This window comes from Micromonospora sp. NPDC049151 (assembly GCF_040648395.1).
Lineage (GTDB): Bacteria > Actinomycetota > Actinomycetes > Mycobacteriales > Micromonosporaceae > Micromonospora.
The window spans coordinates 1-14,381 of sequence record NZ_JBEZDP010000047.1; the positions used below are offsets into that span (position 1 = coordinate 1).

Annotated in this window: 8 protein-coding genes, 1 tRNA gene and 3 pseudogenes; 9 read left to right on the plus strand and 3 right to left on the minus strand. The window is 71.9% G+C overall.

All coding sequences use genetic code 11. The annotated features are described in order from the left end of the window. Positions 1-227: 227 nt before the first annotated feature. From AB0B20_RS28880 to AB0B20_RS28890, 3 genes are all read left to right on the plus strand, one after another. Positions 228-830 carry an SLATT domain-containing protein gene (locus AB0B20_RS28880; protein ID WP_357475068.1) on the plus strand — a complete coding sequence of 201 codons (603 nt, stop codon included), beginning with the start codon at positions 228-230 and terminating at the stop codon, positions 828-830. Further along, positions 827-2,116: a nucleotidyltransferase gene (locus tag AB0B20_RS28885; RefSeq protein WP_357475071.1), complete on the plus strand. Its 1,290-nt coding sequence runs from the start codon at positions 827-829 to the stop codon at positions 2,114-2,116. Before AB0B20_RS28880 ends, AB0B20_RS28885 begins: the two co-directional genes overlap by 4 nt. A gap of 572 nt (positions 2,117-2,688) precedes the next feature. Next, on the plus strand, positions 2,689-3,516 hold the full coding sequence (locus AB0B20_RS28890) for a restriction endonuclease (protein ID WP_357475074.1): 828 nt from the start codon (positions 2,689-2,691) through the stop codon (positions 3,514-3,516). 100 nt (positions 3,517-3,616) lie between these two features. Here the strand turns inward: AB0B20_RS28890 and AB0B20_RS28895 are convergent, their stop codons facing one another. From AB0B20_RS28895 to AB0B20_RS28905, 3 genes are all read right to left on the minus strand, one after another. Beyond that, a complete protein-coding gene (locus tag AB0B20_RS28895) occupies positions 3,617-4,636 on the minus strand; it encodes a site-specific integrase (protein WP_357475077.1) in 1,020 nt (339 codons plus the stop codon). Next, on the minus strand, positions 4,633-5,010 hold the full coding sequence (locus tag AB0B20_RS28900) for an AbrB/MazE/SpoVT family DNA-binding domain-containing protein (RefSeq protein WP_357475080.1): 378 nt from the start codon (positions 5,008-5,010) through the stop codon (positions 4,633-4,635). The genes AB0B20_RS28895 and AB0B20_RS28900 overlap by 4 nt, the downstream gene beginning before the upstream one ends. 215 nt (positions 5,011-5,225) lie before the next feature. Then, positions 5,226-5,312, minus strand: a tRNA-Leu gene (locus AB0B20_RS28905). 200 nt (positions 5,313-5,512) lie between these two features. Between AB0B20_RS28905 and AB0B20_RS28910 the strand changes: the two are divergent. From AB0B20_RS28910 to AB0B20_RS28935, 6 genes and pseudogenes are all read left to right on the plus strand, one after another. After that, positions 5,513-5,686: pseudogene (locus AB0B20_RS28910) on the plus strand (hypothetical protein); the annotation flags it as partial. Between the two features lie 1,689 nt (positions 5,687-7,375). Further along, positions 7,376-8,818, plus strand: coding sequence for a hypothetical protein (locus tag AB0B20_RS28915; protein ID WP_357475082.1), 1,443 nt, complete (start codon positions 7,376-7,378; stop codon positions 8,816-8,818). A 205-nt stretch (positions 8,819-9,023) separates the two neighbouring features. Further along, positions 9,024-11,588 (plus strand): annotated as a pseudogene (locus AB0B20_RS28920) (fibronectin type III domain-containing protein). Positions 11,589-11,607: 19 nt separating this feature from the next. After that, positions 11,608-12,603, plus strand: coding sequence for a MoxR family ATPase (locus tag AB0B20_RS28925; RefSeq protein ID WP_357386619.1), 996 nt, complete (start codon positions 11,608-11,610; stop codon positions 12,601-12,603). A 2-nt stretch (positions 12,604-12,605) separates the two neighbouring features. After that, complete coding sequence (locus AB0B20_RS28930; protein ID WP_357386617.1) at positions 12,606-13,760, plus strand: DUF58 domain-containing protein; 1,155 nt, start codon at positions 12,606-12,608, stop codon at positions 13,758-13,760. Further along, positions 13,754-14,381 (plus strand): annotated as a pseudogene (locus AB0B20_RS28935) (transglutaminase domain-containing protein); the annotation flags it as partial. The gene AB0B20_RS28930 and the pseudogene AB0B20_RS28935, both read left to right, overlap by 7 nt.

The following is a 14,381-nucleotide window of genomic DNA, read 5'->3' on the forward strand; positions in this document are numbered from 1 at the left end:
CGCTGGGAAATCCGCGACGACATCCACGAAGCCTTCCTCAGCCTCGCCTGCGCCCTCATCTGCTGGCGCCAACTCCAACGTTAGGAGTTCTAAGAGTGTCGGTGGTCCCATCCATACTTAATCCGAGTGCAGCGATAGTCAGTGACCGTCGCTCTTCCGCGGCACGTGCGGCCGGGAAGGAACCCACCGGGGGTGTGCACCTCTTGGTCGCTAGCGAACGGGGAGAGATGGCGACAGACCCCGCCGTCAAGACAGGGCGAGACGAGTACCTGTTGGCCCAGGTGCGGGAGACGTTCGGTCGTGTGGTCTACAGCCACAAGACCCACGAGAAGCAAGCCGACCTATGCTTCCGGAAGCATCGCAGCCAGCAGGCTGCGCTTGTCGTCTTCACGGCGGCCAGCGCCGGCACGTTCCTCGCGGCGCTGCTCGGGAACTTCGTGAGCCCGCAGATCGCCAGCCTCGTCACGTCGTTCATCGCCCTGATCGTCACAGCGCTGACCCTCGCGACGAAGAGCTTCAAGTTCGGCGAGGAGTCCGAGGCGCACCGCGACATCGCCTCGCGCCTGTGGGACGCGCGCGAGTCGTACCTGTCTCTGATCGCCGACCTGATGTCCGGCGCGACGTCGGCGTCCGATGCCCGTGAGCGCCGTGACAAGCTCCAGGAGGCCGCGCGTGCGGCTTTCGCCGACGCGCCCAGGACCACATCCAAGGCATATGGCAAGGCGCAGGACGGACTTAAGAACAACGAGGAGCTGACGTTCACGTCACGCGAGATCGACCTCTTCCTCCCGGAGGCCCTCCGGCTCAACGAGAGCAAGGCGGCCGCATGAAGGTCTCGGAGATCTTCGACACCCTTCTCGAGAAACTGAAGGTCGGCGACGCCAGCACCACCATCGCCGCGCGTCGGGATGAGATCACTAAGGCGCTGAACAAGGACTTCAGGTCGGTCGAGGGATCCACCGCGAACCGGCTAATGGTGGGCTCCTACGGGCGACACACGGCGATCCGTGGGGTGTCCGACCTCGACATGATCTACATCCTCCCGGCCAACCTCCGCTCGAGCTACGACAGCGAGACTGGGCCGCGGAGGATCCTCAACCGCGTCCGGGATGATCTTAAGGCTCGTTATCCCAACACCGAGATCCAGGTCGACCAGTGCGTCGTGCGGTTGCAGTTCACCAGCAACAAGTTCAAGTTCGAGGTTCAGCCGGCCTTCGAGAACGCTGACGGCACATTCGACTACCCGGACACGAAGTCCGAGAGCTGGAAGGTCACCAAGCCGCGCCACGAGATCACGGCGACCAAGGACTGCAACGATCGCACGTCGAAGAACATGCGCCACCTCGCTCGGATGGCCCGGGCGTGGAAGGACACGAACGGCGTGGTCATGGGCGGCCTGCTTATCGACACGCTGGTACATCGGTTCTTCTCGACCACTACCGAGTACGACGACAAGGGGTCTCTCTGGTTCGACTTTATGGTCCGGGACTTCTTCAAGTTCCTCGCGGAGGAGCCTGATAAGGACTACTACCTCGCGCTGGGCAGCAACCAGCGTGTGACGGTGAAGAAGCGGTTCCAGCCGAAGGCAAAGAAGGCATACAACCGCTGCCTCGAGGCTATCGCCGACGAGGGCAAGGCATCTGCGAACAAGAAGTGGCGCGAGGTGTTCGGCACGGCGGTTCCGCTTGAGACCACCAAGTCCGCCCGGTCGTTCAGCGACACGGAGGAGTTCATCGAGAACCTGTTCCCCGTCGACATCGGGCACTCGGTGACGATCGACTGCGAGGTCACGCAGAACGGCTGGCGACCGACCCTGCTGCGGATGATGCTCCGCGACCGGACTCCGCTCCTCGCAAACAAGGGCCTCGACTTCACGATCATCGAGTGCAGCGTCCCAGAGCCGTATGACGTGAAGTGGAAGGTGCTGAACCGAGGGGACGAGGCCGAGCGCCGGAACAACATCCGCGGCCAGATCATCTCGTCGAGCCGCCCCGGCGTGAGGCACGAGCGAACCAGCTTCCGCGGGGAGCACGTCGTCGAGTGCTACATCGTCAAGGACGGGATCGTGGTCGCACGAGACGTCATCGACGTGCCGATCAGCACCAACGCGGCATAGCGCTACAGAGCGGTGATGCTCGTCGTAACTGGTCGGCGGTCGGAAAGCCGGGCTCTATGCAGAGAGTCGGGCATACTCGCGTTCACCATCGACCAGGCCGAGCACGTGGGCACGTGGTACACCGCCCCCGTGCGGACCCGTCAGCCGCGCCACCCGCAACGACCTCGGCCAGCAGGTCCAAGCACCGGCCATTCAGCAGCTTGGCCATCGCGACCTTGCCGTCGCCACTCGCTACCCGTGCTGCAGCCTCGACGGCACACCAGCTCTGCTTTGCCTCGCTCCTGAGAGGCGTGTCGACGCGCGGCCGCCAAGATAGGAGGATGCACCGCATGGCGAAGGCGTGGGTGATTCGGTCTGGTCGGTATGGTGAGCGTGACTAGTGGGCTCTGGCCAATGGGTATTCAGGTGGCGGCTGGCGCGAGGTCCCCGACCTGACCGCCTGCGCGAGCCGTGAAGACGTTGCGAAGGTCGTTGAGGCGACGTGGTCAGGCGCCTCCATAGGCAAGCGACACAACTTCACCGGGCAACTATGGGCGCTGCGGTCCCGCATCCGTCCCGGTGACCTACTAGTCATGCCCCTGAAGACGACGAAGCAGATCGCCTTCGGACGAGTGACCGGCGGCTACCAGTACCGCGCTGGGGAAGCGGAGGCTGACCGTCGCCATGTCCTGACCGTCGACTGGCAGCGGACCGACCTCCCGCGCACTGCGGTCAAGCAGGACCTACTTTTCACGCTCGGCAGTGCGATGTCCATCTTCGCGCCAAGCAAGAGCAACGCAATCGCCCGCCTGGAGCACCTGCTGGCGCACGGCACCGATCCGGGAAACGCCGCGCTGAGCGGCACCACGGCCAAAATCGCCTCGGTCAGCCCAGCCAGCGACACTGCCGCGCAGACCGATGTCGACGAGCCGGAACTCGCAGCCGATATCGAGGAGGTCGCCCACGATCAGATCACCGCGCGCATCGCCGAGGAGTTCGCTGGTCATGATCTGGCCACACTCGTCACAGCGATCCTTACCGCGGAAGGCTTCCAGTGCACGATGGCACCGCCTGGCCCGGACGGCGGCATCGACATCACTGCCGGACGTGGCCCCCTGGGTCTCGACAGCCCTCGGCTACTCGCCCAGGTCAAGTCAGGTTCACAGATCGGTGCACCCATCGTCACTCAACTGCACGGCGTCATGACGACGCACGGTGCCGAGCAGGGCCTGCTCGTCGCCTGGGGCGGACTGACGAAGCCCGCGCGGGACGCGCTGAAGAACCAGCACCTACGGGTGCGGGTGTGGGAAGCAGGGGACGTGGTCGACGCCGTCCTACGGACGTACGACCGGCTGCCTGAAGAGATCCGCACTCAAGTGCCACTACGCCGGGTATGGATGCTCTCGGACGCTGGCCTCTGACACTTGGCGCTCATCGAAGCGCATGCATCGCGCCGCCGCTCGCATTCCTGGGTGGGCCTGGCCTGTAGCAACCAGGCCCACCCCCGTGGTCGGTTCCAGTTCAGGCCAGGGGATGTGGCTCGTTGGTCAGGGCCGCGAGAGCGGCGGCGACCTCCTGGAGACTGGCCCGGACATACGTTGTGGTGGTGCCGGCATCGCTGCCGCTGTCTGTATGCCCGGCGTACGCGCGGGCCACGGCATAGCCGAAGTTCCGCTCAACCCACGTCAGCGTCGTGTGCCGCAGCCAGTGAGTGCTGATCTGCTGCACGTACACCCACGGCAGATGCTCACCGATGCGCACCCACAGGTGGTCGTAGCGCCGGTACGTGATCGGCTGCCCGCTGCGGTAACGCAGCAGCTGCCCCGTTCCCATCGCCTTACGTTCCTCGGCATGCTGCTGCAGATGCCTCATCAGCGTCGGTGACACCGGCTGCCACCGCACCGTGTCGCCCTTCTCCCGCAGCAGGATGAGGCACTGGTCCGGATCGAGGTCGACCGGCCGCAGAGCCAACGCCCCGCCCCGGCGGCACGCCGTCTCGGTGTGCAGCCGCAGCAGCAGACTGTCCAGCGCAGGGTCATCGCCCGTGCTGGCGGCGACGGCGTTGATCTCCGCTAGCCTGCTGTCGGCTACCGCCCGTCTGGTGCTGGGCAGGCGCCGCGGCTTGGCCACCTTCAGAGCGGGATTGTTCGCCGCGGCGATATACCCGTCGGCGACGGCCCGCTTGTAGAGGCACCGCAGCGCGGCGATCAGATGCTCCGCCGCACTTCGCCCGCCTCGGGCGTTGCGTCGCGCTACCACATGGGTCTTGGCGTACTCCGCGAGTTGCTCGATCTCCGACGGAGTCGGCTCATCGAGCCGCCGCTGCCCCCAATGCTCCAAAACCCGCTTCCAGTACGAGCCGTAAGCCCGCCGGGTACCGTCGCTGACCGCCGCCGACACCACCGGCACGTACTCGGCAAACGTTGGTGCGGGCGGACGGTCCGACACCGCGTCGATAAGGTCAGCCGGCGAGATCCCCATCCGCGCCAGCAACAACCGCGCGGCATCCAACTCCGCCCGGCCCACAGTGGTGTCGCTCATGCCTGGCCACCGCCCAGCACATCGGCGTGAACCGCGACGACCATCGCGTCCAGGGCGGCAGGAGGGTGCAACACGAGCAGGCCGTCAGCGGCGTTGGCAGCCAGCAGCACCCGGTCGCCGGCGGTAAGACCGCACCAGTGCCGGACAGCCGCCGGTAGGTGGAGATGGCCTTGTCCCGTGACGGTGAAGACGCCCTGCCGGTCCAGCCGGACGACGATGACTCCGGAGGCCTCGTGGATGTGCAGCCGTGTGCCCGGCCCCCATCCGAGGGCACGGATGACCGTGCGGTCGGCGATTCGACCGCTGCTGTCGACGGCAGCCAGGCTGTACACCAACGTGCCGGCGCGCGGCGGCGGCAGGACCGGCAGCGGCAACGGCGGGCGGCGAGGAGCTCCACCAAGCGGGCGACGAGACCCCTGCTCCCGGTCCGCCAGCCTCACGGGAGGAATGACGGGAGCCACGGAACGATCAGCCACGACATCCGCCCCCGATCGAGACAGGCTCGGTCGAGGGCGTCGCTGAGACGAGATTTGCGTGGTCAAGCGTGCTTGACCACCAGTACGCGAAACACAGCATAGATGCTGCAATTTGGTGTCCGAGGGGGGACTTGAACCCCCACGCCCTATACGGGCACTAGCACCTCAAGCTAGCGCGTCTGCCATTCCGCCACCCGGACCTGCACGTACCAGCCTACCTGGTCGACCAATGTGAGTTACTCGCCGCATCGGTCGGCCCGGCGGGCCGCACGGGGCATTACTGTACACGGCCCAGAACGATCATGCACATCAGCTCCCGGGCGGCACGTTTGCGCAGGTCAGCTGCCACAACAATCGCGTGGGTAGCGCGCAACAGGCGATTCCGGGCAGCATTGCTCACGTGTCCCACCCCTCCCCGTTGATCGCCACTCAACACCAGGCCCTCGCGCTACGCGCCGCGGGTGATCTGACAAGCGCCCGCCGCCTGCTCGCCGACGCGATCATCGCGGCCCGCCCGGCGTACGGCGAGGACCACCAGGACGTCATGGCCACCGGTCACCTGCTGGCCCGGCTGCACCGCGAGGCCGACGACCCGGCCGCCGCCCGGCGCGTACTCGAAGAGGCCTACGCCGCCGGCGAGCGCCGCCGCGGCGAGGCCGACCCGCTGATGCTCGCGCTCAGCTTCGACCTGGCCGGGGTGTCCGAGGAGCTTGGCAACCGGCACGAGGCCCGCCGCAACTACAGCCGCGTCGCGACCGTCGGGCCCGCCGTGCTCGGTCCGGACCACCCAGCGGTACGCGCGGCCCGCCAGTACCTCGGCGGCTCCGCCGCCGCTCCTGCGGGCTATGGCCCCTCCCCCGGCGGCTTCGCCGCCGCTGCCGGCCCGCACGCCGCTCCGCCCCTGCCCGGATACCCGAATCCGGACCGCCCCGGGCACCCCGATCAGTCCCTGCCCCGGCATCCGAACCAGGGCCCGCCCGCAGGCCCCGATCCGGCGCTGCCGGGAAGCCCCGGCCCGGCCCGGCCCGGTCCCGCCTCCTCCGGGTACCCCGGTCACGGGCTGTCCGAGCCCACCGTCTCGCTGCGGACGGTCACTCCACCGCACCCGCCCGCACCGCCTCGGCCCGTCACCCCGGGTGTGCCCGCCGCGAGTCCGCCGGTACCCGGTTCGCAGTGGGCTCCCCGCCCGGGCCCGGCACCGCAGGCGCCCCACACCGCGCAGCCGGCTCAGTCCGCGCCGAACCCGCGGGTCGCTCCGCCGCCCCCTGTGGCACCTGCCCCGCCGCAGCAGCCTCCCGCAACCGGACCGAGCGGACCCGCGAGTCCGTGGGCGCTGCCCTCGCCGCCTGCCTCGGAGGCGACGACCCGGTTCGCGCCCCTCACCGAGGAGGCGACCACGCGGTTCGCGCCCATCACGGATGAGGCGACGACCCGCTTCCCGGTAGTGCCCGTCGAACCCACCGCCCCGGCGAGGCCACCGGCTGCCGGGGCAGCCCCGCAGGTTCCCGGTGTCCGCCCCGTGCCCCCGGCTCAGGGCGTCATCCCGGTTCCCCCGGCGCAGCGTGTCCCCCAGGCACCACCGGCGACGTACGGCCGACCGGCCGCCGCTCCCGGTGTGACCCCGGTGCCGCCCCGCATCCCCGTCACGCCTTCGCACCCGGCCACCGCCGGCACGCCTCCGCAGGCACCCGCACAGATGCCCGGAACCATCGGCGCTCCCGCGCTGCCGATGCCGGGAACCGCCGGCACATCCCCACTTCCGCCCCCGCCGGTCATCCCGCCGCCGCCCGCGCCGCCGGTCACCGAGGTGCCGCCTGCCGCGATCACTCCGCCACCGTCGCGGACGCCCTCGGCGGGACTCCTGCCGCCGCCTCCGGCCGTCCTGCCGCCCGCGCCTCGCGTGCCGGCTCCGGCAGCCGGCGACCTGCCTCCGCCACCGGCCGTTCCGGTCGTCCCGCCGGTGTCGTCCCCGCCCGCTCCGCAACCGGTCACCCCTCCGGCCGCGACAGCGCCACCGGCGCCCACGCCCCAGCCGGTGGCCGAGTCGGCGCCGGCCGCTGCCACCGCACCGACGCCGGCCTCCGCACCTGTACCGCCGCGACCGGCACCCGCCCCGCAGGCGACTCCCACGGCCGAGGCAACCGCTCCCCCACAGCCTGCCGCGGAGCGGACGGTCGGCACCGGCACCGGCACCGACGTTTCCGGCCCGGGTACGACACCGCCTGTCCCGGGTGGACCGGGCTGGGACAAGCCGACGATCCAGGTGCAGCAGATCGGCCCGCTGCTGGAAGAGGAGGCGGCGCGCAACGCCGCGACGGCGGTCCCCGGCGCCCCGGCCAAGCCCACGGTGACCGGCGCCGCCAGCGAGACCCCGGCCGGCGCACGGCCGGTCAGCAGCCCTCCGATCGGCGCGCCCTCGCCCAGCGGACGGCCCGAGGACTCGCCGCCGATCAGCGCGCCGCCCGCCGTCTCGTCCGAGGCCGCCTCGTCCGTGACGCCTGCGGTGAGCGCGCCGCCGGCGAGCACGTCCCCGATCAGCGGACCGCCGGCTACGGGTGACGGCGACGCTGCCGCGAGCGTGATGCAGCCGAGCGCGCCCTCGCCGGGTGTGCCGAGCACCGTGGGCGCGCCCGCAGCCGGTGCCCCGGCGGCAGACGCGCCATCGCCGCCCGCCGCGCCCCAGATCAGCGCTCCACCCGCCAGCGCTGCGCCGATCAGCGCACCGCCCGGATCCGGCTACCCGTCGCTGGCCGGCGCACCACCCGTCAGCGGTCCTCCTGGACCGCCGATCAGCGCACCACCCGCGCCCGCCTACCCGCCAGCGGTCAGCGCGCCGCCCGCCGGGTACCCGCCGGTCAGTGCTCCCCCCGGCACCTATCCACCGCCCGTCAGCGGACCACCTACCGCACCGGTCAGCGCGGCACCCGTCAGCGGTTCCTCCGTACCGCCGTGGGGCATGGTCGCGCCGCCGTGGAGCAGCGCCGCCCCGTCCCAGCCGGTCGACCGGCCCACCGCCCCGGAGCCGGACGAGGACGAACCGGCACCCGCCGACGCGGCGGACGGGCCGGGCTCCGACACGGCGGAGCCGAACCGGCAGATGACGATCTACGAGGACCTGCTGGACTTCCCCGAGCCCGCCCGGCCGGAGCCGCCGGGCGAGCCGGGCCAGCCGGAGCCGGGCGCCTGGCCGGCGACCCCGCCGATGTTCCACCAGCCGCCGCCGGTCCAGCCGCCGGACGCGTACCCGATGGAGCCGGAGCGGTCCGGTCGCAACCGGACGGTGCTGGCCCTGGTCGTCGGCGGTGCGGTGCTCGCGGTGCTGGCCGCGGTCGGTATCGGCGCGGTGTTGCTGAACCGGGAGGCAGCGCCGCCACCGGCCCCCGTGCCCGCGTCCGGTGCCGCGTCGCCGAAGGTGGCCGGTCCGCCGCCGGGGGACCTGAAGCTACGCGACGACACCACCACCGTCACGGTGACCTGGACCGATCCGACGAACGGCGGGGTGCCGTTCGTGGTGGCGGGTGGCCGGGCCGGGCAGAAGCTCGGGGTGATGGCGACTGTCGACGCCGGGCAGACCCGCTACACGGTGAACGGGTTGAGCACGAAGCTGGACTACTGCTTCACGGTGCTGGCCGTCTACTCGACCGACTCGTACGCCACCTCGGGTCAGGTCTGCACGGACCGGGAGGCCGGCGGCACGGCGAACTGAGCGCCTCGGGCGACACGCTCGGTGTCCACAGGAGGACGGTGCGGGTTTCACCGGCTCCGGGCGGCACCTATGATGGCTCCCGGCTCTGGGGAGGGTCGGCCGTGCTCGGTGTCCCTCCCCCACCGACGCGGGGAGGCAGCCGGCAGTGACCACCATTGAGGACGTCACGGGCACCGGGCCGGCGCCGGCCCGGCCACGGTCGCGGATGCGCGGCGGACTCGTCACCATCGGCACGGTGGCCGCGCTGCTGGCCGCGATGGGCCTGACGGTGCTCGGGCTGGGTGCCGCCGACAACGCGGTGGCGAGCTTCGACGCGTCCTCCTGGTTGTGGAGCACCACCCGCAGCGAGCTGGCCCGGGTCAACGGTGTCACGGCGAGGGTGGACACCCGGATGGAGGTGCCGGGCGGGCGGCGGCACCAGATGCAGGTGGCCCAGACCGACCGGCTGCTGATCCTGCGCGACCTCAACACCGGTCGGGTCAGCTCGCTGGACCTGGCGACGTTGCAGATCACCGCCACCACACCGACCGCGCCGGGGCTCGGGGTGAGCGTGGCGCTGCACGAGGACGCGGCGTTCGTGGTGGACGCGGTGCAGGGCATCGTGCGGCAGCTCGACCCGCGCGCCCTGACACCTGTGGGTGAGCCGGTCCGCTACCCGCCGGGCATCACCGGCGGCACGTTCGACGGCGCCGGCAAGCTGTGGGTCGCGGTGCCGAGCGAGGGCACCGTCTCGGCGGTGACCGCCGCCGAGCTGCCGGAGACGCCGGGTGACGCGCCGCCCGCCGGGCTCAGCCCGAAGCGCGTGGAGACGTACGACGTGGCCGAGCCGGCGCACGAGCTGGTGGTGTCCACGCTGGACGAGGGCGTGGCGGTGCTGGACCGCACCTCGACGTCGCTGGTGACTGTGGTCGGCGGGCAGACGAAGCGGGCGCAGCTGAGCATGACCGCGCCGGGCTACCTGCCGACGCGTACCAGCGGGCAGCAGGTGCCGGTGACGGTTCCCGGTGAACGGTCGGTGCACGTGGTGCGGGACAGCCGCGAGGTGAAGCGGTTCACGGTGCCGGGCGACGGCGTCCGGCTCAGCCCGGCGGTGGCGTGGGCGGGCCGGTTCTACTGCGCCGACGAGAACACCGGCACGGTGTACGCCTTCGACGCCGAGGGTCAGCTCGTGCAGACCGTCAAGGGCTCCGGCCGGCCCGGCCCGGTCGAGCTGGAGGTGCGCGAGAACCACCTGTTCATCAACCCGCCCGACTCGTCGACGGCGCAGGTGGTCGACGACCGCAACCAGGTGCGTGAGGTCGACAAGTACGCAAACGACGTGCTCGGAGGCGACCCGCCGCCGGTCGCTCCGCCGCCGCCCCCGCCGAAGAAGCCGAAGGTGTCCAAGCCGGGTGCCCCGAAGTCGGTCACCGCCGCCGCCGGTGACGCGTCGGCCCGGGTGAGCTGGCAGGCGGCCGCGTCGAACGGCGCCGAGATCACCCGCTAGGTGGTGGAGGGCGCCGGTCAGACCCACCAGGTCGGCGCGAACCAGCGTGCACTGGAGATCACCGGCCTGACGAACGGGGAGACGTACACGTTCTCGGTGCACGCGGTGAACGCCAAGGGCGAGGGGCCCGCGCGGCGCAGCAACCCGGTGGTGCCGACGGCCGAGGTGCCGGACCCACCGGCGTCGGTGACCGCCGAGGCGCGGCCGGACGGCACGGTGCGGGTGAGCTGGCCCGAGGCTGACGGCCAGGGCAACAAGATCGCGAAGTACGCGGTGACGGCGACCTCGGCGGGCGCGAGCGCCCCGGCCGGCGAGTCGCCGAAGACGGAGCTGGTGGTGCCGGCCGGGCAACTGGAGTACGGCACCCAGTACGCGTTCACGGTGACCGCCGTGAGTGAGAAGGGCGCCGGGTCGAAGGCGTCACCGGTGAGCAACACGGTGGTGCCGTTCACCGTGCCGAAGGCACCGACCGAGCTGCGCGCGTCCACAGTCGCCGACCAGCCGGGCACCGTCGCCGTGCAGTGGTCCCCGGCCCTGGACAACGGCCGGCCGGTGACGAAGTACCTGGTCGAGGCGGCCGGCAAGACCGTCGAGGTGACCGACGTGCGGGCCACCGTGGGCGGGCTGGGCAACGGGCAGAACGTGACGGTGAAGGTCAAGGCGGTGAACGAGGCCGGGCCGGGACCGGAGGCGAGCACGACCGCGCGCACGGTGGCCGAGCCCCGGATCACGGTGACCGGTTCGTCGGCGGACGCCACGTCGGTGACTGTGACGTTCACCGTGGACGCGGGCGGCGGCCGGGCCACCTGCACGGCCGCGACCGGCGGGAAGACGGCCAGCGGAAGCTGTTCCAGCCTGCGGGTGACCGGGCTGACGCCGGGTACCGCGTACACGGTGACGCTGACCGCGAGCAACGCCGCCGGTAAGGGCACCGCTTCCCGGGCGCAGGCCACAGACCCGCTGTACGGCATCGCCACCTGCAAGAACGGCCCGGACGGCGACCAGCGGACGTACTGCGACAAGGACGTCGACGGCCGCAACGGCAATGAGATCTTCGAGGTGCCGAGGCAGGACAACGACCGGCAGGCGGGCTGGGTGCCGGACGGCCGGCGGCTGCGCACGTACTGCAAGGTGAAGGGCGAGGACGTCGACGCCTGGATCTACAACAACAACAAGAAGAGCACCTGGTGGATCCAGGTGGACTACAAGGGCAAGACGTACATCCCGTGGGCCTGGCTCAACCTGGAGGGCGGCGACGACCTCGGCGTCCTGCCCACCTGCTGACCGCACGAGAGGCGCATCAGTGAACACGCACGAACCGCTCAGCCAGCCGGAGGTGCAGGGCTTCGCCGCCCTGGCCGCCCGGCTGGCCGACAACGTCAACGCGGTCGTGCTGGGTAAGCCGCAGGTGGTGCGGCTGGCGCTGACCGCGCTGTTCGCGCAGGGGCACGTGCTGCTGGAGGACGTACCGGGCGTCGGCAAGACCACGCTGGCGCGGGCGATCGCGGCGACGGTGAAGGGGCAGTGGCGGCGGATCCAGTTCACGCCGGACCTGCTTCCCTCCGACGTGTCAGGGGTGACCATCTTCAACCAGGCCAGCCGGGGTTTCGAGTTCCACCCGGGGCCGGTGTTCGCCAACATCGTGATCGCCGACGAGATCAACCGGGCGTCGCCGAAGACGCAGTCGGCGCTGCTTGAGGTGATGGAGGAGCGGACCGTCACAGTGGACGGCGTACGGCACCCGGTGCCGCAGCCGTTCCTGGTGGTGGCCACGCAAAACCCGGTGGAGATGGACGGCACCTACCGGCTGCCCGAGGCGCAGCTCGACCGGTTCCTGGTGAAGCTCTCGGTCGGCTACCCGGACGAGGCGGTCGAGGTGGAGGTGCTGCGCGGCGCCACGGTCCGCTCCCCCGACTCGCTGAGCCCGGTCACCGACACCGCCACCGTGGGCGAGATGGTGAAGATGGCCCGGCGGGTGCACATCGCCGAGCCGCTCTACGCGTACGCGGTGCGGCTGGCCGCGGCGACGCGTACCCATGCGCAGGTGCGGGTCGGGGTGAGCCCGCGCGGGGTGATCGCGCTGACCCGCGCGGCGTGCGCGTACGCGCTGATCGACGGCCGGGGCTGGATCATGCCGGAGGACCTGAAGGCGCTCGTCGAACCGGTGTTCGCGCACCGGCTGCTGCTCACCCCCGACGCGCAGGTGCGTGGCGTCACGCCCGCCGAGGTGCTGCGCCAGGCGGTCGCGTCGGTGCCGGTGCCGCTGCCGACGGGCCAGGCCACAGCGGTGCACGGCTGAGCGTGGGGATCACCGCCCGTGGGGTCGGGTTACTTGTCGCCGCCCTGGTGCTGCTCGGCGTGGGGTTCCGGTACGCGTACCCGGAGCTGACTGTGCTCGGCGCGGCGGCCGGGGTGGCGGTCGGCTACGCCGTGGTGAACGCGGCCTGGCGGCCCCGGCTGAGCGTGGCGCGGCGGGCCGACCCGGACCGGGTGGCCCGGGGTGAGCCGGCGGCGATGGAGCTGACGGTGCGCAACACCGGCCGGCTGCGCGCGGCGAACCTGGTGGCCGAGGACCGCTGCGCCGGGGCGCTGGTGCCGGTGCCGCTGCTGCGGTTGCGTCCGGGCCGGGACACCGTGGTGCGGTACGACGTGCCGACGCAGCGGCGTGGGGTGGTGCCGGTGGGGCCGCTGCGGGTGGTGCGCCGGGATCCGCTGGGCCTGGTGGCGCTGGCGCGCGGCTACGGCGGCACCGTGCCGGTGTGGGTGCACCCGCGCATCCATCCCCTCTCCGCGGTGCCCACCGGCGCGGGGCGCAGCCTGGACGGGCGCACCGACAGCGTGCCGCACGGGTCGATCACGTTCGACTCGCTGCGGGAGTACGTGGTGGGCGACGAGTTGCGCCGCGTGCACTGGCGCACCAGCGCCCGGGTGGGTGAGCTGATGGTGCGGGAGAACGTGGACACCAGCCTGCCGCGCCTGGTGGTGGTGCTGGACAACCGGGCGTCGGCGCATCCCGGCCGTTCCGGTGGCGTCGCGGAGTCGTTCGAGTCGGCGTGCGAGGCGGCGGCGTCGGTGGTGGCCGCCGCCGTGCGGGAGGACCTGCCGGTGCACCTGCTGCTCGTCGTACCCGCCGAGGTGGAGCCCGCCGGAGCGGCCGGGCCGCTGGACCGGCTGGCCGCCGTGGACCTGGCGGACGCCGGGCCGGACGTGCTGCCCGCCGCGACCGGGCGGCTGCGCCGGGACCGGCTCGGCGACACGCTCGTCTTCCTGACCGGGCCGGGTGGCCGCGACGACCTGGGGCACGTGGGCGCGTTGCGCGGCGCGTACCCCTCGGTGGTGGTGGGGATGTTCGGCGCGGACGGGCCGACGGCGGCCGGCGCGGCGGGCCTCACCGTGCTGGACGCGGCCGACGGCGCGGCGTTCGCCGCCGAGTGGGACGGGGTCCGCCGGTGGTGACGCCGCCGCGCAGCGGCGCGGCGGCGGCGCGCGCGGTCCGGGTGTTGCGGGCCGTGCCCGTGCCGGCCGCGTTGGTCGTGCTGGTCGCGCTCTCCGGCGTGGTGCTGGGCCGGGTGTACGCGGACCCGCTGCCGGCCCGCCTCATGGCCGGCGCGGCAATCGGTTCGGTGCTGGTCAGCGTGGCCGCCCGGCGGCTGCCGTCCTGGCTGGTGGCGCCGCTGTCGGTGGCCGCGCTGACCGGGTGGACGCTCCTGTCGCTGCGGCTGGCCGCCGCGCACGCGGCGCTGCCGGGCGGGCTCGGCGAGGTGGCCGCCGACGCGGCCCGCAACGCGATCCCCCGGCTGCTCACCGCGATGATCCCGGTCGAGCCGACACCGGACACGGTCCTGGTACCGGTGGTCGCGGCCTGGCTGGCCGGGCTGACCGCCGCCGAGGTGGCGTTGCGGGCCGGGCGGGTGCTGCTGGGCTACCTGCCGCCGGCGCTGCTCTACGCCGGTGCGCTCTACGTGGTCGGGCCGAACGCGGACGACGGCGCGGAGGTCGACCTCGCCTCGACTGTGGCCTACAAGGGCATGATGCTGTCCGGCGTGCCGAACTTCGCCATGACCATCGGCTACACGA

What these genes read in the sequence shown, in the direction of transcription:
- AB0B20_RS28885 (WP_357475071.1), top strand. Translation starts at nt 827, where the DNA reads ATGAAGGTCTCGGAGATCTTCGACACCCTTCTCGAGAAACTGAAGGTC.
- AB0B20_RS28880 (WP_357475068.1), top strand. Translation starts at nt 228, where the DNA reads ATGGCGACAGACCCCGCCGTCAAGACAGGGCGAGACGAGTACCTGTTG.
- AB0B20_RS28890 (WP_357475074.1), top strand. Translation starts at nt 2,689, where the DNA reads ATGCCCCTGAAGACGACGAAGCAGATCGCCTTCGGACGAGTGACCGGC.
- AB0B20_RS28895 (WP_357475077.1), bottom strand. Translation starts at nt 4,636, where the DNA reads ATGAGCGACACCACTGTGGGCCGGGCGGAGTTGGATGCCGCGCGGTTG.